Genomic DNA, 24,024 nt, shown 5'->3' on the forward strand with positions numbered 1-24,024 from the left:
GAGTGAATGGAGGGAGCGTAAGGGGGCGCGTTCGCCGCGTGTGCTTTTCGTGCTGATCTTCACCTGCCTACCGTCGTGAGCACGGGGCGTTGCGGGGAGTGGTGCGGCCATGGCGGAGCTCGTCAAGATCTGCGATTCGGCCGGGCGGGAGCGCGGCAGCGGGTTCGTCGCGGACGACCGCGGAACGGTCGTCACCAGTCATGAGGCGGTCGACGGCCTGACCCGGGTGCTGCTGCACGGCCCCGGGCGGACCTGGCTGGCCGAGGCGGCCGACGTGACCGCACTGCCCGGCCTGGCTCTGGCCCTCGTCCGCATGGACGGGCTCGGGGTGCGGCCGCTGCCGGTGGCGCGGCGCGAGGCGATCGACCCGGGGACCTACGTACGGCTGCCCGCGCGGGGCTGGCGGCAGGCGCGGGTCCTGGGGGCCGCGCGGGCCGTTTACCCGGCGGCCGGCGCGCTGCACGAGGTGCCCGCGGTGGAGCTGGCGATCGGCACCGACGGACGCGACGCCCTCGCCCAGGGCGGCGAGGTCTGCGGAGGGCCGGTCCTGGACGCCACCACCGGGGCGGTGCTCGCCGTACTGGGCACCGCTCTGCGCACGGAGCACCGCTCCGGCGGCTTCGCGGTGGCGCTACGGGCCGCCGCCGGCGCCGATCCGCAGGGCGAACTGGCGGCGCTGCTCGAACGCAACGCGGCGACCGTGCCGGGCCGGGGCGCCGACCTGAATCTCGCCGGGGCGCTGGAACTGACCGCGACCACCGTGGCCGCGACCCGGTCGTTCGAGCTGGTGGAACGGCCCCGTATCGCCGCCGAACTGGATGCCTTCACGACCGGAGACCGCCCGGTGCTCGGCCTCGTGGGCGACCCGGGCACCGGCCGCACGACGGAACTGACGGCCCTGACCCTCCGCCGGGCACGCGCAGCCCACCCCGCCCCGACCCTCTGGCTCAGCGGCGCCGACCTGCGCGCCACCGACACCTCCCTGGCCGACGCGGCCACCCGAGCCCTGGCGAAGGCAGCCGGTGGCCTCGCCGGCCGGGCCGCAGACGTCCCGTGCGCCGACGGCTGTGTGTCGGCCTCTGCAGGGATCCCGTCCGGCGGGTGGGCGGACGGCCCTGGTGCCCCGAGCGGCCGGACACCGTGCCCGGGTTCCGACGGGGACGGGTGTGTGTCGGGGCGATCCCCGCAGGGCGCCGAACGCACCGCCGCCGCGCTGTCCGACCCCGGGCACCGTTCGGCGCCCGAGGAGACGCCCCGGCGCGCGCTCGGCCCCGGCGGAACCCCGCCCGACGGCCAGGGCCGACCGGAGCCCGCGCTGGGCGCAACCACGCCGATCCGGCGGCGTGGCAAGCCGGAGCCCGCCCCCGGCGGAGCCGCCGCCGGGGACACCGCTGCCACCGCGGGAGCGACAACGGCAACGGACCTCGCCCGCCTGGTCGCCCGCGCCGGCCGCCCCCTCCTCCTCGTCCTGGACGCCCCCGAGGAGATGCCACCGGCGCTCGCCCACCGCCTCGGCCCCTGGACCGAGGCCACCACCGGGTGGCTGCGCGCGACCGGGGCCCGGCTGGTCGTCGCCGCCCGCCCCGAGTACTGGGAGCGGGCCGGCGCCCTCCACCGGCCCGAGGCGCTGCACATCCCCACCTGGGCGGCCCGCCGGCTCCCGCCGGCCCTCCCGCTCGCGGACCTCACCGCCGCCGAGGCCGAGACCGCCCGCGCCCGCCTCGGCATCCCGGCCGACGCCGTCCGCGAAGCCGACGCGCGGCACCCGCTCACCCTGCACCTGCTCGCCGGGATCCGCGCCGCCGGGGCCACCGCCGGCCGCCCCGGCCGCGACGAGGTCTTCGCCGCCCACCTGGACCTGCTGTGCCTGCGCACAGCCGTCCGCATCGCCGCCGCCCGCGCAGCCACCGGCACCGACGCCGCAGCCACCCCCACCGACGCCGCAGCCGCCCCCGTGCACGGCTCCGGCGCCAGGCGGCTCGCCGCCCGCGTCGCCGGCCGGGTGCACGAGGCCGCCCGGCGCTGCCTGGGGCCCGGGCAGGGGCAGCTGGACCGGGCCTCCTTCGATGAGCTCTTCCCGTGGCGCACCGGCTGGGCCTCCGCCGTCCTCACCGAGAGGCTGCTGGTGCCCGCCGGGTCCGGCTACCGCTTCGCCCACGAGGAGCTGTCCGACTGGATCCAGGCCGGCCACCTCGACGTCCCTTCCGCCCTCGGCGTCCTCGTCCACGGCCCGGCCCGGCCCGGGCTGCCCGTGCCCCGGCACCGCATCGGGCCCGTCCTGGAAGCCCTGCGCAGACTCGCCCCCGACCGGCTGCGCGAGGAACTCACCGGGCTCGTCCACGCCCTGAACGGCTTCGCCGAGGACACCGCGGCCGCCGACGCGGACCGCCTCTGGTGGGCCGCCCGGCTGCTGCGCGAGACCCTGCTGCGCCTCCCCGACGCGCACCCCCAGCTCCCCGTCCTGCACGCCCTCGCCGAGCACGTGTCCCGGGCCGGGCCGTGGGAGTTCGGCGGCTGGTTCTGGAACAGGCTCCGGCTGGCCGAACCCGACCGCCTCGACCTGCTGCGCCGCCTGCTGCCCGCCGACCCCGCCGAGGCGGTCCCCGGCGACCGCTACCTCGACGCCGTGGCCCGCCGACTGGCCCGGGACCCCCGGCGCGTGCAGCCGCTGCTCTGCGCCTGGTTCGGTGACGGCCGCCAGCTGCGCGGCCGCCCCGGGGCCACCGTCGCCACCGCCGCGCAGGCCCTGCTGCACACCCACCGCCGCCTCGCCCCGGACGACCTCACCGAGGCGCTCGTCAGCGCCGCGCACCCCTGCGCCGACGAGCTGCTCGCCGTACTCGCCGAGGAGGAGCCCTCCGCCCTGTGCCGTGCCGTGGACCGCTGGGCCCTCGACGCACGGCCCGGTCGCCGGGCCGCGGCCGCCGCCTACGGCCTCGCCACCTCCCCGCACGTACGCACCGCCGCCGACCGGGAGCTGCTGCGCCGCGCCGCCGAGGCGCTGCTCGCCCGGCCCGCCGACGCCACCCTGCACGGCAGCGCCCTGGCCGTGCTGCTGCGCGACCCGCAGGCGCGTGCCCGCTACCTGCCCGACGCCCTCGCGTCCTTCGCCGGCCCCGGTCCCGGCCCCGATCCTGATCCCGGCTCCCGGCTGCCCGCCGCGGCGCTGGTCGCGGCCCTGCCCGTACTCCCGGACCAGGACGCGGTGTTCGCCGCCCTGCGGGCCCGCGCCGACGGGGAGGTGCTCCGCGCCCTGGCCGCGCTGACCACGCCGGGGCTGGCCCGGCGGGCGGCCGAGCTCGTACGGGAACACCTCGCGCGCACCCCCGGCGACGCGTCGCACGCCGCCGCCTTCGTGGACCGGCGGCTGGAGCAGGGGCCCGCCGCGGTTCCCACACTGCGCCCGCTGGTGCTGGACCTGCTGCGGACCGCGCCGGCCGGGGTGCGGGCGGAGCTGGCCGCCGTACTGGGCGCGCCGGGCGGGGAGCCCTCGTACGCGCTGCGCCGCGATCTGGCCGACGTACTGCTGCGCGAGGAGACCGACCCGCGGGTGCTGGACGCGTTCCTCGGGGCGGTCGCGGCGGGGGCCTCGGCGCGCCCGGAGGACCGTACACGGGAGCTGCTGCGCCGCACGGGGCGGCAGCTGCTGCGGGCCCCCGGCGGCCCGGCGGTCTTCGAGCGGCGCACGGTGGAGCTGGCCCGGGACCGGCCGGTCTTCGGGGCGCTGGTGGCCCGCTGGCTGGCGCAGTCGGTCACGGAGGCCGCGGCTCTGCTGGGGCCGGGCGCCCGGCGGACGGTGGAGACCCTCGGCAGGGCCGCCGCGGATGTGACGTGAAGATCGGCGGCGGCGGCCCGGCGGGCCCGTGCGGCCCGGACGCCGATGCGTGGCAGCCGCCCCCGGCATGGCAGTCTTAGACCTGCAATCGGCAATCAGTTCAAGGACCAAGCGGGTTCGGGCGAGGAGCGGTCACAGTGCAGCGCTGGCGTGGCTTGGAGGACATCCCCCAGGACTGGGGACGCAGCGTCGTCACCATCGGCTCCTACGACGGCGTGCACCGGGGACATCAGCTGATCATCGGACGGGCCGTGGCCATGGCGCGCGAGCTCGGCGTCCCGTCCGTCGTCGTCACCTTCGACCCGCACCCGAGCGAGGTCGTCCGCCCCGGCAGCCACCCGCCGATCCTGGCCCCGTACGACCGGCGAGCCGAGCTGATGGCCGGACTGGGTGTGGACGCGCTGCTGATCCTGCCGTTCACGGCCGACTTCTCGCAGCTGTCCCCGGCCGACTTCATCGTGAAGGTGCTCGTCGACAAGCTGCACGCCCGGGCCGTCATCGAGGGCCCGAACTTCCGCTTCGGCTACCGGGCCGCGGGGGACGTCGACTTCCTGCGCGAGCTGGGTTCCACGTACGACTACCAGGTGGAGGTCGTGGACCTGGTGGAGCGCGGCACAGCGGGCGGCGGCGTGCCGTTCTCCTCGACGCTGGCGCGCCGGCTGGTCGCCGAGGGCGACATGGACGGCGCCGCCGAGGTCCTGGGGCGCCCGCACCGGGTCGAGGGCGTGGTGGTGCGCGGAGCGCAGCGCGGGCGTGAGCTCGGCTACCCGACGGCGAACGTCGAGACGCGGCCGCACACGGCGATCCCGGCGGACGGGGTCTACGCGGGCTGGCTGACGGCGGACGGCGAGCGGATGCCCGCGGCGATCTCGGTGGGGACGAACGTGCAGTTCGACGCGACCGAGCGGACGGTCGAGGCGTACGCGATCGACCGGGTCGGGCTGGACCTGTACGGCAAGCACGTGGCCGTCGACTTCCTCGCGTACGTGCGCGGGATGGCGAAGTTCGAGTCGCTGGACGGGCTGCTGGAGGCGATTGCGGACGACGTGAAGCGGGCGCGGGTGCTGACCGACACGTACGACGCGAAGCGCTGACGCGAGTACGGGCGAGGGCCCGTACCGCCCGGGATCCCGATCGGATCCCCGGGTGGTACGGGCCCTCGCCCGTGGTGCTCGGCGCGGTGGCCGTCAGCCGACCCGCGGATCGCGCGGCGGCTGCTGGGGCTGCTGCGGCGGGGCGGCCGGGGGCTGCTGCCAGGGCTGGCCCGGCTGGGGGTAGGGCTGGCCGTAGGGTCCCGGCTGCTGCGGCTGCGGGGGCTGCTGGTACGGGGGCTGGCCCTGCGGTTGGCCGTACGGCTGGGGTTGCTGCGGCGGCTGCGGCTGGTGGTGCTGAGGCTGCTGGGGGTGGAGCTGGTGGGGCGGCTGCGGTGCCCCCCAGTGGTTCTGCGGGGCCTGCTGCTGGGCCCGCAGGAAGTCCTCGGCCACGAGGGCGGAGAGGTTGAAGTACGCCTCACGGGTCTTGGGGCGCATCATGTCGAGGTCGACCTCGGCGCCGGCCGCGAGGTGCTCGTCGAAGGGCACCACGACGACACCGCGGCAGCGGGTCTCGAAGTGCTGCACGATGTCCTCGATCTTGATCATCTTGGCCGTCTCGCGGACCCCCGAGATGACGGTGAGGGAGCGGGAGACGAGGTCGGCGTAGCCGTGGGCGGAGAGCCAGTCGAGGGTGGTGCTGGCGCTGCTGGCGCCGTCCACGGACGGGGTCGAGATGATGATCAGCTGATCGGCCAGGTCCAGGACGCCGCGCATGGCGGAGTAGAGCAGACCCGTGCCCGAGTCGGTGAGGATGATCGGGTACTGGCGGCCCAGCGTCTCGATGACGCGGCGGTAGTCCTCGTCGTTGAAGGTCGTGGAGACCGCGGGGTCCACGTCGTTGGCGATGATCTCCAGGCCGGAGGGCGCCTGCGAGGTGAACCGGCGGATGTCCATGTAGGAGTTCAGGTACGGGATCGCCTGGACCAGGTCCCGGATCGTCGCGCCGGTCTCGCGGCGGACGCGGCGGCCGAGGGTGCCGGCGTCCGGGTTCGCGTCGATGGCCAGGATCTTGTCCTGGCGTTCGGTGGCGAGCGTGGCGCCGAGCGCGGTGGTGGTCGTGGTCTTGCCCACGCCGCCCTTGAGGCTGATCACGGCGATGCGGTAGCAGGACATGACCGGGGTGCGGATCAGCTCCAGCTTGCGGCGGCGCTCGGCCTCGGCCGCCTTGCCGCCGAAGCGGAAGAGGCCGCCGCCCGCGCCGTTGTTGTTGCTCTTGGGCTTCTGCTTGTTGCGCAGCAGCCGGTCCGAGGACAGCTCGACGGCAGCGGTGTAGCCGAGCGGCGCGCCGCCGCCGGTGGGCGCGGCCGCGTACCGGGGGTCGTGCGGCTGCGGCTGCTGAGGGTGGGGCTGGGGAGGCTGCTGACCGGGTCCCACGGGCCACTGCCCGGCGGCGCGGGGGTCGTACTGCGGCTGCGGCTGAGGGGGCTGGGGCTGCTGCGGCGCGGGCGCCGGCGGCGGGAAGCCGTACCCCTGGTTGGCGAACGCGGGCGGCAGCGGAGGCAGTTCACCGGGAGGCGCCCCGAACGGGCTCTCCCCCGCAGCCCGCGGTGCGTCCGCGGGGCTGACCGGAGCCGCCGCCTGCCCGGCGGGAGGCAGCACGGGGGTCCCCTCGGCGGGGGTGCCCGGCGGGCCGGCCCACCCTCCGGAGGAGGCCTCGGCCGGGGGAGTGGCGGGCACCGGCTCCGCGGCGGGCGCTGGAGCGGCGTACGGGGGGACCTCCCCGACAGGTGCCGGCGCGGGCGGCACGTCCGCGAACGGCGCGGGCACGGCGTCGGCCGGCTCCGAAGCGACCTCCCCGGCCGGGACCGCGGACGCCGCGGACGGCGCCGGGGCCTCGGGAGCCGGACGGGCTGCTTCGGCCGGAGCGGGCGCAGGAGCCGGGGCCGGAGGGGAGAACGGCGGCTCGGGGGCCTGAACCGGAGTCGGGGCATCGGGCGCGGCAGGGGCGGGCTCGACCGGGGCCGCGAGCGGCTCGGGGGCCGGATAGGGCAGCTCGGGGACCACGATCGGCTCGGCAACCGGGGCCGGGGCGGCAGCCTCGTGCGGCAGCTCGGGAGCGGCAGGCGGGGCCGCGTACGGCAGCTCGGGGGCCACGATCGGCTCGGGAGCCGGAGCCGGAGTCGCGTACGGCGGCTCGGGGGACGGAGCCGGAGCCGGGATGGCCGCGTCGGCCGTGGGCGCGAGCGGGAACGGCGGGGCCGTACCCGCGCCGTCGGACGGGGTCCGCGGCGCCGGCGGAGCGATCCGCATGGTCGAGGGCGACTCCAGGTCCGACGGGCGGTGCGGCTCGAAGCCGCTCCCCTGGGGCAGGCCCGGCACCTGCGCGGCCGGAGCCGCGGGCGCACCCTGCGTGTACCAGGCCGGCGGCGTGTAGTCGATGGTGAACTCGCCCGTCACCTCGGGCTCCGCGTCGGACTGATCGTCCGTCGGGACGTCCCACGTCCCGCCGCGCCTCTCGTTCCGATCGCCGCTCACTGGTCCTCCTGGTCTGTCGAACACTGCTCCGGCGCCCACCCACGCCGCGCCGACGTCCAGCCTAATCGGGGCGCGTCGCCCCTGTCCGCCGCGCCCCGTCCACGGGGCGGGCGCGCGGTGCGTCAGTCGATGCGGCGTGCCGCGCCCAGCAGGCCCGTCTCCGCCTCGGTCCCCTGGGTCATCACGAACTGCCGGTCCCGCGGGGTGCACCACAGGGTCACCCCGTCGCCCAACGTCGGCAGGGAGGCCACGGCCTGACGCGGCAGCCGCATCAGACGGCCGATCTGCTCCGCCTCGTCCGGGGACACCCGCTGCACGCCCACCAGCGACGACTGCTGGAGCAACCGCGGCGCCGTCGGGCTGAGATACGGCAGCAGGGTCAGCACCGACTGCCACGGCCCGGCCACCACGCGACCGCGCGGCGGCCGCATGCCGCAGTCGCGGATCACCAGCACCGGGCTGCCCGCGGACGCGCCCTGCGGCGGGATCCGGCCCACCTCGTGCAAGGTCACGCACTGCTGCCCGCCGCCCGCGGCCTGGGCCAGCCCGGACCACACCTGCCCGCGCCCGGTCTCCACCGCGACCCGCGCACCCGTGGCCGCCGCGCGCAGCGCCAGCACCTGCGCCGTCCACAGGCCGCCGATCAGCGTCACCTCGTACGGCGTCGGCCGGTTGATGCCGAGCACCGCCGACCGTCCCTCGGCGTCCACGCCGATGACGACCCCGTCGTCGCCGACGGGCACCGCCAGCGCGTCCAGGTCCGCCGCCGGCAGCACATGCCGTTCCCGCCGCGGGCCGACCAGTCCGAAACCGCCCCTCATCGCGCGCCTCCCAGCGGCAGCGAAGCCAGCAGCCCCGGCACCTGTTCACGGTCGAGCCGGACCAGCCCGGTCTTCACGCCTCGTGCCGTCCTCTCCAACTCCCGCCGCGCCGCGATCAGTTCCTCGTCGCTGCGGCCCGTCACCCGTACGTGTCCGGTCAGGGTCACGCCCTGCCGCTCCGCCGGGGCCATCGTCAGGCTGAAGTTCGTCGCCAGCGCGGGCAGGGAGGTCAGCAGCGCCACGAACTGCGGCAGCGCCGCCGCTCCGGCGCCGCCCAGCTGCGGCCAGCGGCCTATCCAGTACGTCGTGTGCCGGCGGTCGTCGCAGCGCCAGGTCCGCGAGGTCTCCTCGGTGCGCCGCCCGGTGCTGGCCGACCGGCCGGCCTGGGTGATCGCCATCGGGTTCGCGCACGAGGACGTGGCCAGCGCCGCCGTCAGCTCCTGCTCGGTCAGCACGGTGGCCTTGAAACCGGCCCCGGCCAGCCGACTCGCCAGCTGGTCCGCCGCGCGCACCACGCACCGCTGCGCGCCCGCCAGTCCGCCGCCGCGGGCGGTGACCGCCTCGGGGCACAGCTCCGGGTCCAGCTTGAGCGCGATCCAGGTCAGCCGCACGGCGGGCGTGCCCGTACGGGCCTGCAGCGGCGCGTAGTTGCGCGTGGCCATCGACCGCTCCGGCAGGTGCGGGGCCGGCGCGGGCTGCGTGTGCTGCACCAGCTGCGCGGACTCCAGCCGGATGCCGTCCACTTCGAGGATGTCCCGTACGACACCGAGCGGCAGCGGCCGTGCCGCCCGGTCGGGCCGCAGCGCGGTGGCGTCCGTGTCCACCTGGACCACCGCGGTCAGGAAGGTCCCGTCGCCGACCATTCCGACGGGACGCCGGTCGCGGTCGCTGAAGGTCAGGGTGCGCAGGGCCGGATCGGCCTCGACCAGCGGGGCAAGACCCGGTTCGGTGCCGGCGGGGACTGCGGAGGACGCGGCCCTGCGGCGCCGCGCGCGCAATGCCAGCGCGCTGCCGATCCACTCCGGCAGGGACCGCTGGTGGCGGCGTACGACCGCGAGGACCACCAGTACGAGCGCGAGCACGCCGGCGGGGACCAGGAGCAGCGGCTCGACCACCCACGCCACGAGCAGCCCGGCCGCCGCGACCTGGAGCAGTACGAGTTGTTGCAGTCGGAACGGACCGAAGCGGCCGGGGCTCGACTTCGGGTGCGGCGTCACCCCGCCGCGTGCGGGCGTGCCGGTCTGCGGCTCCGTCGCCGTGGCCATCACTCGCGCACTTCCCCTCTCCAGGGCCAGACCTCATGAGTTCCGGCGCTGCGCGACACCCGTCGCGGGACCCCGGAATCTCCCCAATCCACCCCAACAAGCCCTGATTACCCTGGTGTGGAAGGCGCTGAGCGGCTGCCTCACCCTACCCGGCCCCTGCATACCGTCCGTCAAGAGGCATAGTAGGTGCCCGGTCCGACAATCGAGGCCCGGGGACCGTACTCACCGGCCGGGCCGTGCGGGGAGAAGCAGACGGTCATGGCATCACGACGTGATGAGCTCAACGCGTACACCTTTGCGAAGCGGCGGACGGTGGCCGCGTTCCTCCAGCCCTCCGCCACGGGTACGGAGGAGGGCGCCCCCCGCCCGCTGCGCGCGGTCCTCCCGGGGATGGTCGTCGGAGCCCTCGTGCTCGCCGGGTTCGGCGCCTGGGGCATGTTCAAGCCCACCGCCCCCAAGGGCTGGGACGAGCCCGGAACAAGGGTCATCGTCGGCAAGGACTCGACGACCCGCTACGTGGTCCTGAAGACGAAGGTGGGCGGCAAGGACCAGACGCGCCTGCACCCGGTGCTGAACCTCGCCTCCGCCCGACTCCTGCTGGACCCGCAGAAGTTCAAGGTCGTACAGGTCGAGGACAAGGTCCTCGACGCGGGCAAGCCGCCGCGCGGCCCCATCGTCGGCATCCCGTACGCCCCCGACCGGCTCCCCTCCAAGGCCGAGGCGGCCAAGGCCAAGCGCTGGGCCGTCTGCCAGCAGCCGGGCGGCAACGGCCGGGGCGTGCAGACCGCCACCTTCGTCCTCGCGGACCGCGAGGCGTCCGTGACGGACGACGCCCGCAGGCTCACCGACACCCAGGCGCTGTACGTGGAGAGCACGGGCCCGGGCAAGGAGCGCTACCTGGTCGACGCGACCGGCACGAAGTACAAGTTCCCCGAGGGCACCCCGGCCGCCGGCACGATGACCAACGCCCTGGTCGGCACCGGAGCCACCCCGCAGCAGGTCGGCCCGCAGTGGCTGGCGACCCTCAACTCCGGTGACGACCTGGCCTTCCCGGCGATCCCCGGCAAGGCCGGAGCCAACGCCGACGTCAAGGGCCTGGCCACCGCCGACAACAAGGTCGGCATGGTGCTCAAGGCCCAGACCGGCTCCGGCGCGCAGCACTACGTGGTCCTCCCCGGCAAGGTCGCGCCGGTCTCCGACTTCGTGGCGTGGCTGCTGATCTCGGCGCCCGCGACCGACGGCCTCAACATGCACGGCAAGGCCCGCGAGGTCGACCTCCAGTCGCTCGACCCGGACGCCACCCCGTTCGCCGGCGACGTCAGGTGGCCGCACAGGAAGACCGAGCGGATCAACCAGACGACGCCGCCCGCCGGCAGCCAGGCGAGCGGCTCCAACAACCGCGACACCGTCTGCAACGTCCTGCGCTCGGTCGACGGCCAGGGCAACCAGACGCTGAGCACGTGGGCCGGCACCGGCTACCCCGTCGACATCACCGCCAGCGGCACGAGCGCGTACGTGACCCCGGGCTCGGGCCTGCTCTACACCCAGGTGCAGGGCAAGCAGACCACCGCAGGAGGCTCCCTCTTCCTGGTCACCGACACCGGCCTGCGGTACGCCGTCCAGGCCAACGGCGACAGCGACAGCGAGCAGTCCGAGATCGGTGCCCCCGACCAGTCCAAGGCGGGCGGGGACGGCCGCCCCGAGGCCAGCCAGGCGCAGGTCAGGCTCGGCTACGGCGGCGTCGCCCCGGCCATGGTGCCCATCGCGTGGTCGGAGTTCCTCTCCAAGGGCCCCCGGCTGGACACCAACTCCGCCCGTCAGCCCCAGGGTTCGTGAGGAAGCCGCCGATGCCCCAGCACCGCGACCCCCAGCACCGCGACCCCCGGCGCGCACTCCGCGCCGCCGCCTTCGCCCTCACGCTGACCGCCGCCGTCGGCGCGGCCGGGACGGGCTCCGCTGCCGCCGCCGCGCCGCACCCGCCGTACCCCCTGCGCCTCGACGGCGCGGGGGAGTGCACCTTCCCCATGAAGAAGCAGATCGAGGACCGCCCCTGGGCCCTCCAGCGCCTCCTCCTCGACGAGCTGTGGGCGCAGACCAAAGGCAAGGACAAGAACGGCGCGAGCGTCCGGGTCGCCGTCATCGACACCGGTGTGGACCGGGCGAACCCGCAGCTCAGCGGCGCCCTCGACATCGGCGCGGGCAAGGACTTCGTCGACCCCAAGGGCGGCGACGGCACGACCGACACCGTCGGCCACGGCACCAAGGTCGCCGGGCTGATCGCGGCCCGACCCCAGCAGGGCACCGGCTTCGTCGGCCTGGCCCCCGACGCCACCGTCATCCCCATCCGGCAGAACGACGGGCAGGGCAAGGGCAACGCCCTCACCCTGAGCCAGGCCATCGACCACGCGGTGGCCAAGGGCGCCCAGGTCATCAACATCTCGCAGGACACCGACGTCCCGCTGTCCGCGGACTCCGAACTCGGCAAGTCCGTGCAGAAGGCCATCGCGGCCAACATCGTGGTCGTGGCCTCGGCGGGCAACGACGGCATGAGCGGCCAGAAGCGCAAGACCTACCCGGCCGCCTTCCCCGGGGTCCTCGCCGTGGCTGCCTCCGACCGCAACAACGAACGCGCCGCCTTCTCCCAGCCGGGCGACTTCATCGCAGTGGCGGCGCCCGGCGTGGACATGGTCTCCACCGTCCCGGGCTTCGGCCAGTGCATCGACAACGGCACCAGCTTCTCCGCGCCCTACGTCGCCGGCCTCGCGGCCCTGCTGCGCGCCGAACACGGCGACTGGTCCGCGCAGCAGATCGTCTGGCAGATCCAGAACACGGCCGAGCGCGCCGTCAACGGCCGTGACGACTACGTCGGTTGGGGCGTCGTCGACCCGGTCCGCGCCGTCAGCCAGGACCAGGAGGCCCCGAAGGCCCCCGTCCCGGACCCCGGTCCGCCCCCGGCGACTGCGCCGCAGGCCGCGCCCCTCCAGCTCACCGAGACGGCCCAGGAGCGGCAGGAGCGCTACGGCACGTACGCTCTCGGCATCGGCGCCGTCCTGATCGCCGTCATCGCGGGAACGGCCACGGTCGTCCGGGATGCCCGGAGCCGCCGACGTCGTTTGCAGTGAACAGTCACAGTTCGTCTACGGAAGCGGCCCACCGGTGTTGGGACTGCTTCACGAACTGACTAGAGTGACACCAGGCTTCACGAGTGTGATCGGGGGATCGCGTGAAGCGGAGGGGGACGGCCCGGAGCGCGTGGCACACATCCGCGCCAGGCACGCCCGCCCCGCTGCGCAATCCGTCGGTTCTGCCGGCGAATTGAGAAGTGAGGAGCTTCGATGAGCACGAACACCTTCGGACTTGCGGACGATCCGGTCGTCCAGGCGAAGAACAAGATCCAGGAGACGGGAACCGCCGTCTCCAAGCAGGCGCGCGAGCTTGCCGACATCATCGCCACCGTGAGCGCCGGCTGGACCGGTGTGGGCGCCTCGGGCTTCATCACGGCCCAGACGACGCTCAACGACAGCCACGACGAGATCCGTCGGCTGCTCGGCGTCCTGCACAACGCCGTGGCGCAGACCAAGAACCTCAGCAACGCGCAGGACGAGGAGGTGCGGGCCGCGTTCAAGAACGCCGTCCAGCCGACGTCCGGCTCCGGGCCCCGGTCGGGCCTCGACGGCATCTGATCAGCACCCCCCCTTTCCATTCGGCCGTAGCGAGAAGGAGAAGAACATGACGGCGAACGACGGGACCCGGGTCCGGTACGAGACCGTTCAGCAGATGGCGGACCGCATCCGGATCGTCTCCGGGAACATCCTCAAGGACCTGGCCGAGATGGAGCAGGCCGTGAAGGTCGTCACGGACACCTGGGACGGTGAGGCGCACCGGGAGTACGTCACCCTCCAGAAGAAGTACAAGGCCAAGGCGGACACCATGCACGCGGAGCTGGAGAAGGTCGCCAAGCTCATCGAGCGCGGCAAGGACGACTACCGCGCCACCGACAAGCGGGCCTCGTCCCTCTTCACCGAGGCCTACTGAGCCCGGCCGGGGACCCGGGTCCCCGGGTCCCGAGACGCCGAAGGGGCGCGCCCGCACGGGCGCGCCCCTTCGGCGTCTCCTGCCGCCCCTCAGGGCTGGTGGCGGTCCAGGTCGAACTCGCCGTCCCTGGCGCCGAGTACGAAGGCCTCCCACTCGGCGGCCGTGTAGCGCAGGACCGTCTCCCGGTCCAGCGAGGACCGCATCGCCACCGCCCCCTCGGGGAGCCGCGCGATCTCCACCCGCTCCTCGTCCGGGCTGGTCCCCGGCGGCCCTTCCCACTCCACACCGCTGATGTCGAGCGCGTACAGCTCGTCCTTCTCCTGCTGGGTGCCCATGAGCGGCCTTTCCCTCGGTGGTGCGGTCTTCCCCGCCGATTATCGGGGCTGCGCCGCCGGCCGGGACGGTTTTCCGGCCGATGCCCGGGGCCGGGTGCCCGACACCCGGCCCCGGCTCACATACCGCCCGGCATCCGGCCGAGCTGGACCAGCGACGTACCCCGCCGCCGCGAGACGAAGTAGCCCCGGCCCGGCGGCATCGGACGCGGCCTGACGGTGCCCACCAGATCGCCCTCCGCCGGATCGCCGGACAGGACCACGCCCTGCGCGCCCAGCTCCTTGATCCGCTGCATGAACGACTCGTACATCGAGCGGGAGGCACCCGCCGAGCTGCGCGCGATGATGAAGCGGACGCCCGTGTCGCGGGCGAAGGGCAGGTACTCCACCAGCGGCGCCAGCGGATTGCCCTGGCTCGTCGCCACCAGGTCGAAGTCGTCGATGATGATGAACACGTCCGGGCCCGTCCACCAGCTGCGGTCGCGCAGCTGCTGCGGAGTGACGTCCGCGGGAGGCTGCCGCCGCGAGAACACCCCGCCCAGCGCCTCCATGTGCGTCTGCAGGGAGTTCGCCATCGGCGCGTACTCCAGCAGGTGCGCCTCCGGCAGCGACCCGAGCAGGGTCCGCCGGTAGTCGCCGACGACCAGACGCGCCTGGTCCGGCGTGTACCGCTCCGCGATCTGCTTGGCGATGAGCCGCAGCAGGTTCGTCTTGCCCGACTCGCTCTCGCCGAAGACCAGCAGGAAGGGGTCGCTCTCGAAGTCGACGAACACCGGTTCCAGATCGGTCTCGTCGATGCCGATCGCGATGCCGCGCTCGGGGAACTCCCCGCCCTTGGGCAGCTGGTCGGAGTGGAGCAGCCGCGGCAGCAGCCGTACGCCCGGAGCCGCCGGCCCCGACCAGTTCTGCCGGACCGCCTCCACGAACGACGCCGTCGCCTCCGACAGGTCACCGGCCTCGTGGCTGCCGTCGATCCGCGGCAGCGCGCCCAGGAAGTGCAGCTTCTCCGCCACCTGGCCGCGGCCCGGCATCCCCGTGGGAACGTTCGCCGCGACCTTCCGGTCGAACTCCGAGTCCATCGTGTCGCCCAGCCGCAGCTCCAGCCGGCTGAGCATCTGGTCCTTCAGCGCCGCCCGGACCTCCATGTACCGGCCCGCGGTGATCACCACGTGGATGCCGTAGCCCAGACCGCGCGCGGCGATGTCCGTGACGACCTGCTCCAGCACCTCGTACTCGCCGCGGAAGTTGCCCCAGCCGTCGACGACCAGGAACACATCCCCCCACGGCTCGTGCGGCAGGTCGCCCGCCGCCCGCCGGCGCCGGTAGGTGCCGATCGAGTCGATGTTGTTCGCGCGGAAGAACTCCTCGCGGCGGTTGAGGATCCCGCCGACCTCCGCGACCGTGCGCCGCACCCGCTCCGGGTCCAGACGCGAGGCGATACCGCCCACGTGCGGCAGGTCCGAGACCGCCGACAGGCTGCCACCACCGAAGTCCAGCCCGTAGAACTGCACCTCGCGCGGGGTGTGGGTGAGCGCGAAGGAGGAGATCAGCGTCCGCATCAGCGTCGACTTGCCCGACTGCGGACCGCCGACCACCATCATGTGGCCCGCCGCACCGGAGAAGTCCCGGTACAGCACCTCACGCCGCTGCTCGAACGGCTTGTCGATCAGACCGAGCGGCACGATCAGCCCGCCCGGGCGCGTGTAGCCGTCCGCGTGCAGCCCGCGCTCCGCGCTCGGCGCCAGCGCCGGAAGCAGCTGGTCCAGCGGCGGGGCCTGGTCGAGCGGCGGCAGCCACACCTGGTGCGCCGGCACGCCCTGGCCCTCCAGCCGGCTCACGATCACGTCCAGCACGGTGTCCGCGAGCGCGTCGTCCTCCCGCGCCGACCGCGCGGCCAGGTACGCCGGGTCCGGGGCCGCGTACACCACCGGCACCGGCGCCGCCGTGAACAGCGCGGGACGCCGCTCCACAGGGAACTGCCCCACCGAGAGGTCCGGCCCGCCCGAGCGGTAGGTGCCCGACACGTACGCCGCCTTGAAGCGGACCATCTCGTCCGTACCGAACTTCAGGTAGCCCGAACCGGGCACCGACGGCAGGTGGTAGGCGTCGGGAACACCGATCGCCGTCCGCGACTCCGCCGCCGAGAAGGTCCGCAGACCGATCCGGTACGACAGGTACGTGTCCAGCCCGCGCAGCTTGCCCTCCTCCAGCCGCTGCGAGGCCAGCAGCAGGTGCACGCCCAGCGAACGGCCGATGCGGCCGATCTGGATGAACATGTCGATGAAGTCGGGCTTCGCCGTCAGCAGCTCGCTGAACTCGTCGATGACCAGCACCAGCGACGCCAGCGGCTCCAGCGGGGCGCCGGCCGCACGGGCCTTCTCGTAGTCGTGGATGTTCGCGTAGTTGCCCGCCGAACGCAGCAGCTCCTGACGGCGCTGCAGCTCGCCCCGGATCGAGTCGCCCATGCGGTCCACGAGCGTGAGGTCGTCCGCGAGGTTGGTGATGACGGCCGCGACGTGCGGCATCTGCCCCATGCCCGTGAAGGTCGCACCGCCCTTGAAGTCGGCGAGCACGAAGTTCAGCGTCTCCGAGGTGTGCGTGACCGCCAGACCCAGCACCAGCGTGCGCAGCAGCTCCGACTTGCCGGAACCGGTCGCACCCACGCACAGGCCGTGCGGGCCCATGCCCTCCTGCGCGGCCTCCTTGAGGTCCAGCATGACCGGCGCCCCGTCCTCGCCGACGCCGATCGGCACGCGCAGCCGCTCACCGGCGGACCGCGGCCGCCAGGTCCGCGCCACGTCGACCGCGGCCGCGTCGCCCAGGTTCAGCAGGTCCGTGAAGTCCAGGTTCGCCAGCAGCGGCTCGTCGTCGTCCCCGCCGCCCGTGCGCAGAGGCGCCAACTGCCGGGCGAGGGCCTCCGCCGCGGGCAGCGACAGGGTGTCCGGCACACCCTCGTACGCGACCCCGCCGCCCGACTCCAGACGCAGCCGGCCCGGCCGCACCACGACCGACAGGCCACCGCGCGGCTCGTCCAGCTCGCCCGCGACCACCTCGATGATGGTGACGCCCTGCAGGCCCTCGGTCGCCGCGAACACCGAGTCCGGGGGCACCATCCCGCCGTCCAGCACGACTACCAGGTGCGGCTGGTCCAGCACCGGGGACACGTCGCGGCTGAACCGCGGACGCCCCTCCAGCCGGGACGCCAGCATCCCTTCCAGCTCGGCGAGGTCGTCGCCGAACAGCCGCTTCGTACCGGCCCCGTCGACCTGCCCCGGCAGCTGCGTGTGCGGCAGCCACTTCGTCCAGTCCCACGAGGGCACCGCACCCGGCGCGGCCACCACCGCCACCATCAGGTCCTCGGGGGAGTGCAGCGTCGCCAGCTGCGCGACCAGCGCCCGCGCCGCGCCCCGCGCCGACTCCGGCTCCCCGGACACCGCCACGTGGTAGAAGGCCCGCATCGACACCGCCATCGGCAGCCCGTCCAGCGAGGAGTGCACCTTCAGGAAGCGCTGCATCGCACCCGCCGTCAGCGGCTCCAGCTCGTCCACCGGCGCCGTCTCCGGCGCCACCAGCGGGGTCGACAGGCGCTGCGCGCCCAGCCCCAGCCGGGCCTGGCCGAAGTCCGGGTCGCCGACCCGCCGCTCCCACAGCCGCGAACCGTCCGCCACCACCGACCACAACTGCTCGGGAGAGGGGTGCAGATAGAGCTGCGCGTCGCGCTGCGCCCGCGCCGTCCGCCGCACCTGACGGCGCGTCTGGGCGAGGTACTTGAGGTAGTCCCGGCGCACATCGGCCATTTGCCCCTGCGTACCACGCCGGTAGCGCACCAGCTGGGCCACGACCATGCCCACCGTCGACGCCAGCATCAGCACACCCATGATGCGCATGAAGGGGGCCGCACCCGGCATGAAGAAGAAGACGACGGAAGAGCCCATGCCGAGCATCGGCAGGAGCTGCATCAGCATGCCCTCCTGCTGCCCGCGCGGCAGTTCGGGAGGAGCTTCCAGCTTCAGCTCCTCCGAGGGGACCTCGGGCGGCAGGGACCGCGGCGGGCGTTTGACGACGATCTGGCTCACCGGAGCATCAATCCCTCGAAAACGGACGGGACGTCGCAACCGGCGCCCCCAAGTCCCGGGCGCGAAGGGGGTATCCCCCACGCGACGGTGATCCTACTTGCCGACTGTCGCTCATACGCCCGGTAGGGTGTCGCGCGCAGCATGCGCATCCGCGAATCGAGCACGGGCGCGGACACCAACCAAGGGGGTCACGCAGGTGAGTACGGCCGGGACGACGGGTTTCTGCAGGGTCACCGTCGTGGCCCCCGACAGCCGCATCGACGTCGCCCTCCCCGAGGACATCGCCGTCGCCGACGTCTACCCCGAGCTGCTGCGCCTCACCGGCCAGACCCAGCCCGTCGGCGCCCCGACCGGCTTCCACCTCGTACGCCGTTCCGGGACCGTCCTGGACGGCGCACGCACCCTCGCCGCCCAGCAGGTCCTCGACGGCGAGGTGCTGAGCCTGCGCCCCTTCGCCGAGTCCCTGCCGCCGGCCGTCTTCGACGACGTGTCCGACGCCGTCGCCTCCGCCGTCGTCCGCGACCGGCACCGCTGGAGCGACGACATGCTGCGCGGCGCCGGGCTGGCCGGCGCCGCGGTGCTGCTCGTCATGCTGGGCTTCGTCCTCTGGTACGCCGACCCCGTCCGCCACGACATGCACGGCCTGCCCGGGATCATCGCCGGCGCCGTCGGCGTCCTGCTCACCGCCGTCGCCGGGGTGCGCGCCCGCGTCTACCGGGACCGCCTCTCCGCCGTGGCCCTGGGCCTCGGAGCCCTTCCGCACCTGCTGATCGCCGGATCCGGGATCATCGGCCCCGCCGTCGGCGACGGCCCCGGCCGGCTCCAGTTCCTCCTGGGCTGCGTCTGCGTCCTGGTCGCCTCCGTCGCCCTGGTCGCGCTCACTCCCAGCGGCGACGCCCCCTTCGTCGCGGCCACCTTCGTCGCCGCCACCGGCACCCTCGCCACCTTCGCCGCGATCGCCACCGAGGCATCCGCCACCTCCACCGCCGCCGTCTGCGCACCCGTCGCCATCGGCCTCGTCGCCTTCCTCCCGGGCCTGTCCGCACGCTTCGCCCGGCTGCCCATCGGCTACGCGGCCCCGCAGAGCGCCGTCGAGGATTACGAGACCCCGGACCGCTACGAGACCGAGCCGTACGGTGACCAGCCCGGCGCCGACCAGAGCGAGCAGGGCATCCCGCTCGACGCGGAGGCCATCGCCGCCCAGGCCCGCCGCGGCCACGAGATGCTGCTCGGCCTGGTCGCCGGCTGCGCCGCGGTCGCCGTCGGAGCCGCCGCCGTCCTCGGCTTCTCCGACAACACCTGGGGCCGCCTCCTGGCCCTGGCCGCCGGGCTCGCCATGCTGCTGCGCGCCCGCCTCTTCCGCTACACCTCCCAGGTCGTGTGCGCCCTGACCGCCGGCCTCGCCGCCGTCGCGCTGCTGATCCTGGGCCTCTCCCTGCACCCGCCGCAGGCCCTGCTCGAAGCCCTCGTCCTGGAGCAGGACCGCAGCGGCCTGGACCTGCGTACCATCTGGCTCACCGCCGCGGTCGCCGCCGGCGCGGCCCTCCTCGCCGGAATTGCGCTTGTCATCCCCAGCAAGGGCCTGTCACCCTTCTGGGGAAGGCTGCTCGACCTCACCGAGGCGGCGGTCCTGCTCAGCCTGGTGCCCCTGACGCTGGCCGTGCTCGACGTGTACGCCCGAGCCCGCGCTCTCACCAGCTGAGACGGGGCCGAGCGGCAGCCTGGTACGCTGTGTGACGGCCGTTTGTGTACGCGTCCCCCGGATTCCCTTCGAAGGGTCTGTGGACTGCGCTCAGCGGACCCCGCCTCCCGAGTAACGGAAGCTCCCCAGAGACTCAGACCTGGGGCACTCGGTGGCAACTGAAGACCCAAACGAGGAGTACGCGTGCCGCTCGACGCCGCTACGAAGAAGCAGATCATCACCGAGTTCGGTGCCAAGGAGGGCGACACCGGCTCCCCCGAGGTCCAGGTCGCGATGCTCTCCCGCCGCATCTCGGACCTGACCGAGCACCTCAAGACCCACAAGCACGACCACCACTCCCGTCGTGGTCTGCTGATCCTGGTCGGCCAGCGCCGCCGCCTGCTGCAGTACCTGGCCAAGAAGGACATCCAGCGCTTCCGTACGCTGGTCGAGCGCCTCGGCATCCGCCGCGGTGCGGCCGGCGCCAAGTAAGACGCCGTGAAGGGAGCGGTTCCCACATCCGGGGGCCGCTCCCTTTGCTGTACGTGCGGGACGGACCGGACCCTTTGTAGTCTGGAACGGACGCACGTGTACGTCCGACGACGAGACGTGCACAACTGAAGAGGAGGAGCGCCCTCCCACGCCGCCGGTCCTCGGTAGTGGCACCCGGAATGCCCCCGCGGGCAACGAACCGGGTGCTTCGATCGAAGACCGGCCAGCACGCCAGGAGCGCTTCTCCGCAACCGTCCTCCGCCACACGGGCGGCGGACGGAGACGACGAAAATGGAGAAAACGCTAGTGGAGAACGAGACCCACTACGCCGAGGCCGTCATTGACAACGGTTCCTTCGGCACCCGCACCATCCGCTTCGAGACGGGCCGCCTGGCCCGCCAGGCCGCCGGCTCCGCCGTTGCCTACCTGGACGACGACACGATGGTGCTGTCCGCCACCACCGCGTCGAAGAAGCCCAAGGACCAGCTCGACTTCTTCCCCCTGACGGTGGACGTCGAGGAGCGGCAGTACGCGGCCGGCAAGATCCCCGGCTCCTTCTTCCGCCGTGAGGGCCGGCCCTCCGAGGACGCGATCCTCACCTGCCGCCTGATCGACCGCCCGCTGCGCCCGTCCTTCAAGAAGGGCCTGCGCAACGAGATCCAGGTCGTCGCCACCATCATGGCGCTCAACCCGGACCACCTGTACGACGTCATCGCGATCAACGCCGCGTCCGCGTCCACCCAGCTCGCCGGCCTGCCCTTCTCCGGCCCGATCGGCGGCGTCCGCGTCGCGCTGATCCGCGGCCAGTGGGTGGCGTTCCCGACGCACACCGAGCTTGAGGACGCCGTCTTCGACATGGTCGTCGCCGGTCGCGTCCTGGAGGACGGCGACGTCGCGATCATGATGGTCGAGGCCGAGGCCACCGAGAAGACCATCGCCCTCGTCAAGGGCGGCGCCGAGGCGCCGACCGAGGAGATCGTCGCCGCCGGCCTCGACGCCGCGAAGCCGTTCATCAAGGTCCTCTGCAAGGCCCAGGCGGACCTGGCGGCCAAGGCCGCCAAGCCCGAAGGCGAGTTCCCGGTCTTCCTGGACTACCAGGACGACGTGTACGAGGCCCTCGCGGCCGCCGTCAAGGGCGAGCTCTCCCAGGCGCTGACCATCGCGGGCAAGCAGGACCGCGAGGCCGAGCTGGACCGCGTCAAGGAGATCGCCGCCGAGAAGCTCCTCCCGGCCTTCGAAGGCCGCGAGAAGGAGATCTCCGCCGCGTACCGCAGCCTGACCAAGGCCCTGGTGCGCGAGCGCGTCATCAAGGACAAGGTCCGCATCGACGGCCGCGGGATCACGGACATCCGTACCCTCGCCGCCGAGGTCGAGGCCATCCCGCGCGTGCACGGCTCGGCGCTGTTCGAGCGTGGCGAGACCCAGATCCTGGGCGTCACCACCCTCAACATGCTCCGCATGGAGCAGCAGCTGGACACCCTCTCCCCGGTGACCCGCAAGCGCTACATGCACAACTACAACTTCCCGCCGTACTCCGTCGGCGAGACCGGCCGCGTCGGTTCGCCGAAGCGCCGCGAGATCGGCCACGGCGCGCTCGCCGAGCGCGCGATCGTGCCGGTCCTCCCGACCCGCGAGGAGTTCCCCTACGCGATCCGCCAGGTGTCCGAGGCCCTCGGCTCCAACGGTTCGACGTCCATGGGTTCGGTCTGCGCCTCCACCATGTCGCTGCTGAACGCCGGTGTGCCCCTCAAGGCCCCTGTCGCCGGTATCGCCATGGGCCTGATCTCCCAGGAGATCGACGGCAAGACCCACTACGTCGCCCTCACCGACATCCTCGGTGCGGAGGACGCCTTCGGCGACATGGACTTCAAGGTCGCCGGCACCAAGGAGTTCGTCACCGCGCTCCAGCTGGACACCAAGCTCGACGGCATCCCGGCCTCGGTCCTGGCCGCCGCCCTCAAGCAGGCCCGCGACGCCCGCCTCCACATCCTCGACGTGATGATGGAAGCGATCGACACGCCGGACGAGATGTCCCCGAACGCCCCGCGGATCATCACCGTCAAGATCCCGGTGGACAAGATCGGTGAGGTCATCGGCCCCAAGGGCAAGATGATCAACCAGATCCAGGAGGACACCGGCGCCGAGATCACGATCGAGGACGACGGCACCATCTACATCGGTGCCGCCGACGGCCCGGCCGCCGAGGCCGCCCGCGCCACGATCAACGGCATCGCCAACCCGACCATGCCGGAGGTCGGCGAGCGCTACCTGGGTACGGTCGTCAAGACCACCACCTTCGGTGCCTTCGTCTCCCTGCTCCCGGGCAAGGACGGCCTGCTGCACATCTCGCAGATCCGCAAGCTCGCCGGTGGCAAGCGCGTGGAGAACGTCGAGGACGTGCTCGCGGTCGGCACCAAGGTCCAGGTCGAGATCGCCGAGATCGACCAGCGCGGCAAGCTCTCCCTGATCCCCGTGATCGACGGCGAGGCCGCCGGCGACGAGGCTGACAAGGACGACTCCGACAAGTGACGTCGCGTAGTTCCCGTGTGACGGCCCGCCCCTCTTCGGAGGGGCGGGCCGTCGCCCGTACCCAAACCCTGCTCAAGGGGCAGAACGGCATCGGCACCGTCCGCCGCACCGTCCTGCCCGGCGGACTGCGCGTCGTCACCGAGACGCTGCCTTCCGTCCGCTCCGCCACCTTCGGCATCTGGGCGCACGTCGGCTCCCGCGACGAGACGCCCACGCTGAACGGCGCCACGCACTACCTGGAGCACCTCCTCTTCAAGGGCACCGCCAAGCGCAGCGCCCTCGACATCTCCTCCGCGATCGACGCGGTCGGCGGCGAGATGAACGCCTTCACGGCGAAGGAGTACACGTGCTACTACGCACGGGTGCTCGACACCGACCTGCCGCTCGCCATCGACGTGGTCTGCGACATGCTCACCGGCTCGCTGATCCGCGAGGAGGACGTCGACGCCGAGCGCGGCGTCATCCTCGAAGAGATCGCGATGACCGAGGACGACCCGGGCGACATGGTCCACGACCTGTTCGCGCAGACCATGTACGGGGACACCCCGCTGGGCCGCCCCGTCCTCGGCACCGTCGACACGATCAACGCCCTGGGCGCCGACCGGATCCGCCGCTTCTACAAGAAGCACTACGACCCGACCCACCTGGTCGTGGCCGCCGCCGGCAACGTCGACCACAACAAGGTCGTACGCCAGGTCCGCGCCGCGTTCGAGACGGCCGGAGCCCTCACCCGCACCGACGCCGAGCCGATCGGCCCGCGCACCGGCACCCGCCGCATCCGCGCCTCCGGCCGCGTCGAACTGGTGAGCCGCAAGACCGAGCAGGCCCACGTGGTCCTCGGCATGCCCGGCCTCGCCCGCACCGACGAGCGCCGCTGGGCGCTCGGCGTGCTCAACACCGCCCTCGGCGGCGGCATGTCCTCCCGCCTCTTCCAGGAGGTCCGCGAGAAGCGCGGTCTCGCCTACAGCGTGTACTCGTACACCTCGGGCTTCGCCGACACCGGCCTCTTCGGCGTCTACGCGGGCTGCCGCCCCAGCCAGGTCCACGACGTGCTGCGGATCTGCCGCGACGAGCTCGACAAGGTCGCCACCGACGGGCTCGGCGACGACGAGATCAAGCGGGCCATCGGCCAGCTCTCCGGCTCCACCGTCCTCGGACTGGAGGACACCGGCGCGCTCATGAACCGCATCGGCAAGAGCGAGCTGTGCTGGGGCGACCAGATGTCGGTCGACGACATGCTGGCCCAGATCGCCGCGGTCACCCCGGACGACGTCCGCGCGGTCGCACAGGATGTACTGGCCCAGCGGCCCTCGCTCGCGGTGATCGGTCCGCTCAAGGAGAAGCAGGCCGCCCGCCTCGACGAGGTCGTCGCCTAGTTCCGTACGTATC

The 24,024-nt window shown here is 73.5% G+C and carries 15 protein-coding genes; 10 read left to right on the plus strand and 5 right to left on the minus strand.

Going from position 1 to position 24,024, the window contains the following annotated elements; translation table 11 throughout:
• The first annotated feature begins 109 nt into the window (after positions 1-109).
• Together ACFWFZ_RS06010 and ACFWFZ_RS06015 are read left to right on the plus strand one after the other, a co-directional pair.
• Positions 110-3,835 carry a serine protease gene (locus ACFWFZ_RS06010; RefSeq protein ID WP_387117224.1) on the plus strand — a complete coding sequence of 1,242 codons (3,726 nt, stop codon included), beginning with the start codon at positions 110-112 and terminating at the stop codon, positions 3,833-3,835.
• 137 nt (positions 3,836-3,972) lie between these two features.
• A complete protein-coding gene (locus ACFWFZ_RS06015) occupies positions 3,973-4,929 on the plus strand; it encodes a bifunctional riboflavin kinase/FAD synthetase (RefSeq protein WP_387117227.1) in 957 nt (318 codons plus the stop codon).
• A gap of 93 nt (positions 4,930-5,022) precedes the next feature.
• Here ACFWFZ_RS06015 and ACFWFZ_RS06020 read toward each other — a convergent pair whose 3' ends face one another.
• The 3 genes from ACFWFZ_RS06020 to eccE all read right to left on the minus strand — a co-directional run bounded on the left by ACFWFZ_RS06020 (position 5,023) and on the right by eccE (position 9,490).
• Positions 5,023-7,404, minus strand: coding sequence for an SCO5717 family growth-regulating ATPase (locus ACFWFZ_RS06020; RefSeq protein ID WP_387117230.1), 2,382 nt, complete (start codon positions 7,402-7,404; stop codon positions 5,023-5,025).
• A gap of 122 nt (positions 7,405-7,526) precedes the next feature.
• Positions 7,527-8,225, minus strand: a complete 699-nt coding sequence (locus ACFWFZ_RS06025) for a hypothetical protein (RefSeq protein ID WP_387117233.1) — start codon at positions 8,223-8,225, stop codon at positions 7,527-7,529.
• Entirely contained in the window at positions 8,222-9,490 is a 1,269-nt protein-coding gene (eccE, locus tag ACFWFZ_RS06030) for a type VII secretion protein EccE (protein WP_387117236.1), read from the minus strand. The genes ACFWFZ_RS06025 and eccE overlap by 4 nt, the downstream gene beginning before the upstream one ends.
• A gap of 258 nt (positions 9,491-9,748) precedes the next feature.
• Between eccE and eccB the strand changes: the two genes are divergently transcribed.
• From eccB to ACFWFZ_RS06050, 4 genes are all read left to right on the plus strand, one after another.
• Complete coding sequence (eccB, locus tag ACFWFZ_RS06035; protein WP_387117239.1) at positions 9,749-11,326, plus strand: type VII secretion protein EccB; 1,578 nt, start codon at positions 9,749-9,751, stop codon at positions 11,324-11,326.
• Positions 11,327-11,337: 11 nt separating this feature from the next.
• Positions 11,338-12,612, plus strand: coding sequence for a type VII secretion-associated serine protease mycosin (mycP, locus tag ACFWFZ_RS06040; protein WP_387117242.1), 1,275 nt, complete (start codon positions 11,338-11,340; stop codon positions 12,610-12,612).
• A 213-nt stretch (positions 12,613-12,825) separates the two neighbouring features.
• The gene (locus ACFWFZ_RS06045; RefSeq protein WP_387117245.1) at positions 12,826-13,173 is read left to right on the plus strand and encodes a WXG100 family type VII secretion target; all 348 of its coding nucleotides are present in this window, start codon (positions 12,826-12,828) and stop codon (positions 13,171-13,173) included.
• A 46-nt stretch (positions 13,174-13,219) separates the two neighbouring features.
• Entirely contained in the window at positions 13,220-13,525 is a 306-nt protein-coding gene (locus tag ACFWFZ_RS06050; RefSeq protein ID WP_387117249.1) for a WXG100 family type VII secretion target, read from the plus strand.
• 89 nt (positions 13,526-13,614) lie between these two features.
• Here ACFWFZ_RS06050 and ACFWFZ_RS06055 read toward each other — a convergent pair whose 3' ends face one another.
• Together ACFWFZ_RS06055 and eccCa are read right to left on the minus strand one after the other, a co-directional pair.
• The gene (locus tag ACFWFZ_RS06055) at positions 13,615-13,860 is read right to left on the minus strand and encodes a DUF397 domain-containing protein (protein ID WP_189973222.1); all 246 of its coding nucleotides are present in this window, start codon (positions 13,858-13,860) and stop codon (positions 13,615-13,617) included.
• Positions 13,861-13,976: 116 nt separating this feature from the next.
• Complete coding sequence (gene eccCa / locus ACFWFZ_RS06060) at positions 13,977-17,933, minus strand: type VII secretion protein EccCa (RefSeq protein ID WP_387117252.1); 3,957 nt, start codon at positions 17,931-17,933, stop codon at positions 13,977-13,979.
• 196 nt (positions 17,934-18,129) lie between these two features.
• Between eccCa and eccD the strand changes: the two genes are divergently transcribed.
• From eccD to ACFWFZ_RS06080, 4 genes are all read left to right on the plus strand, one after another.
• Complete coding sequence (gene eccD / locus ACFWFZ_RS06065; protein WP_387117255.1) at positions 18,130-19,635, plus strand: type VII secretion integral membrane protein EccD; 1,506 nt, start codon at positions 18,130-18,132, stop codon at positions 19,633-19,635.
• A 183-nt stretch (positions 19,636-19,818) separates the two neighbouring features.
• Positions 19,819-20,106, plus strand: a complete 288-nt coding sequence (gene rpsO / locus ACFWFZ_RS06070) for a 30S ribosomal protein S15 (RefSeq protein ID WP_030011220.1) — start codon at positions 19,819-19,821, stop codon at positions 20,104-20,106.
• A 306-nt stretch (positions 20,107-20,412) separates the two neighbouring features.
• Positions 20,413-22,635 (plus strand): polyribonucleotide nucleotidyltransferase, encoded by a 2,223-nt coding sequence (locus ACFWFZ_RS06075; protein ID WP_387117354.1) that lies wholly within the window; start codon positions 20,413-20,415, stop codon positions 22,633-22,635.
• A complete protein-coding gene (locus tag ACFWFZ_RS06080) occupies positions 22,632-24,011 on the plus strand; it encodes a M16 family metallopeptidase (RefSeq protein WP_387117258.1) in 1,380 nt (459 codons plus the stop codon). The genes ACFWFZ_RS06075 and ACFWFZ_RS06080 overlap by 4 nt, the downstream gene beginning before the upstream one ends.
• Positions 24,012-24,024 lie beyond the last annotated feature (13 nt).

The sequence above is a fragment of the Streptomyces sp. NPDC060232 genome, assembly GCF_042726555.1.
Classification (GTDB): domain Bacteria; phylum Actinomycetota; class Actinomycetes; order Streptomycetales; family Streptomycetaceae; genus Streptomyces.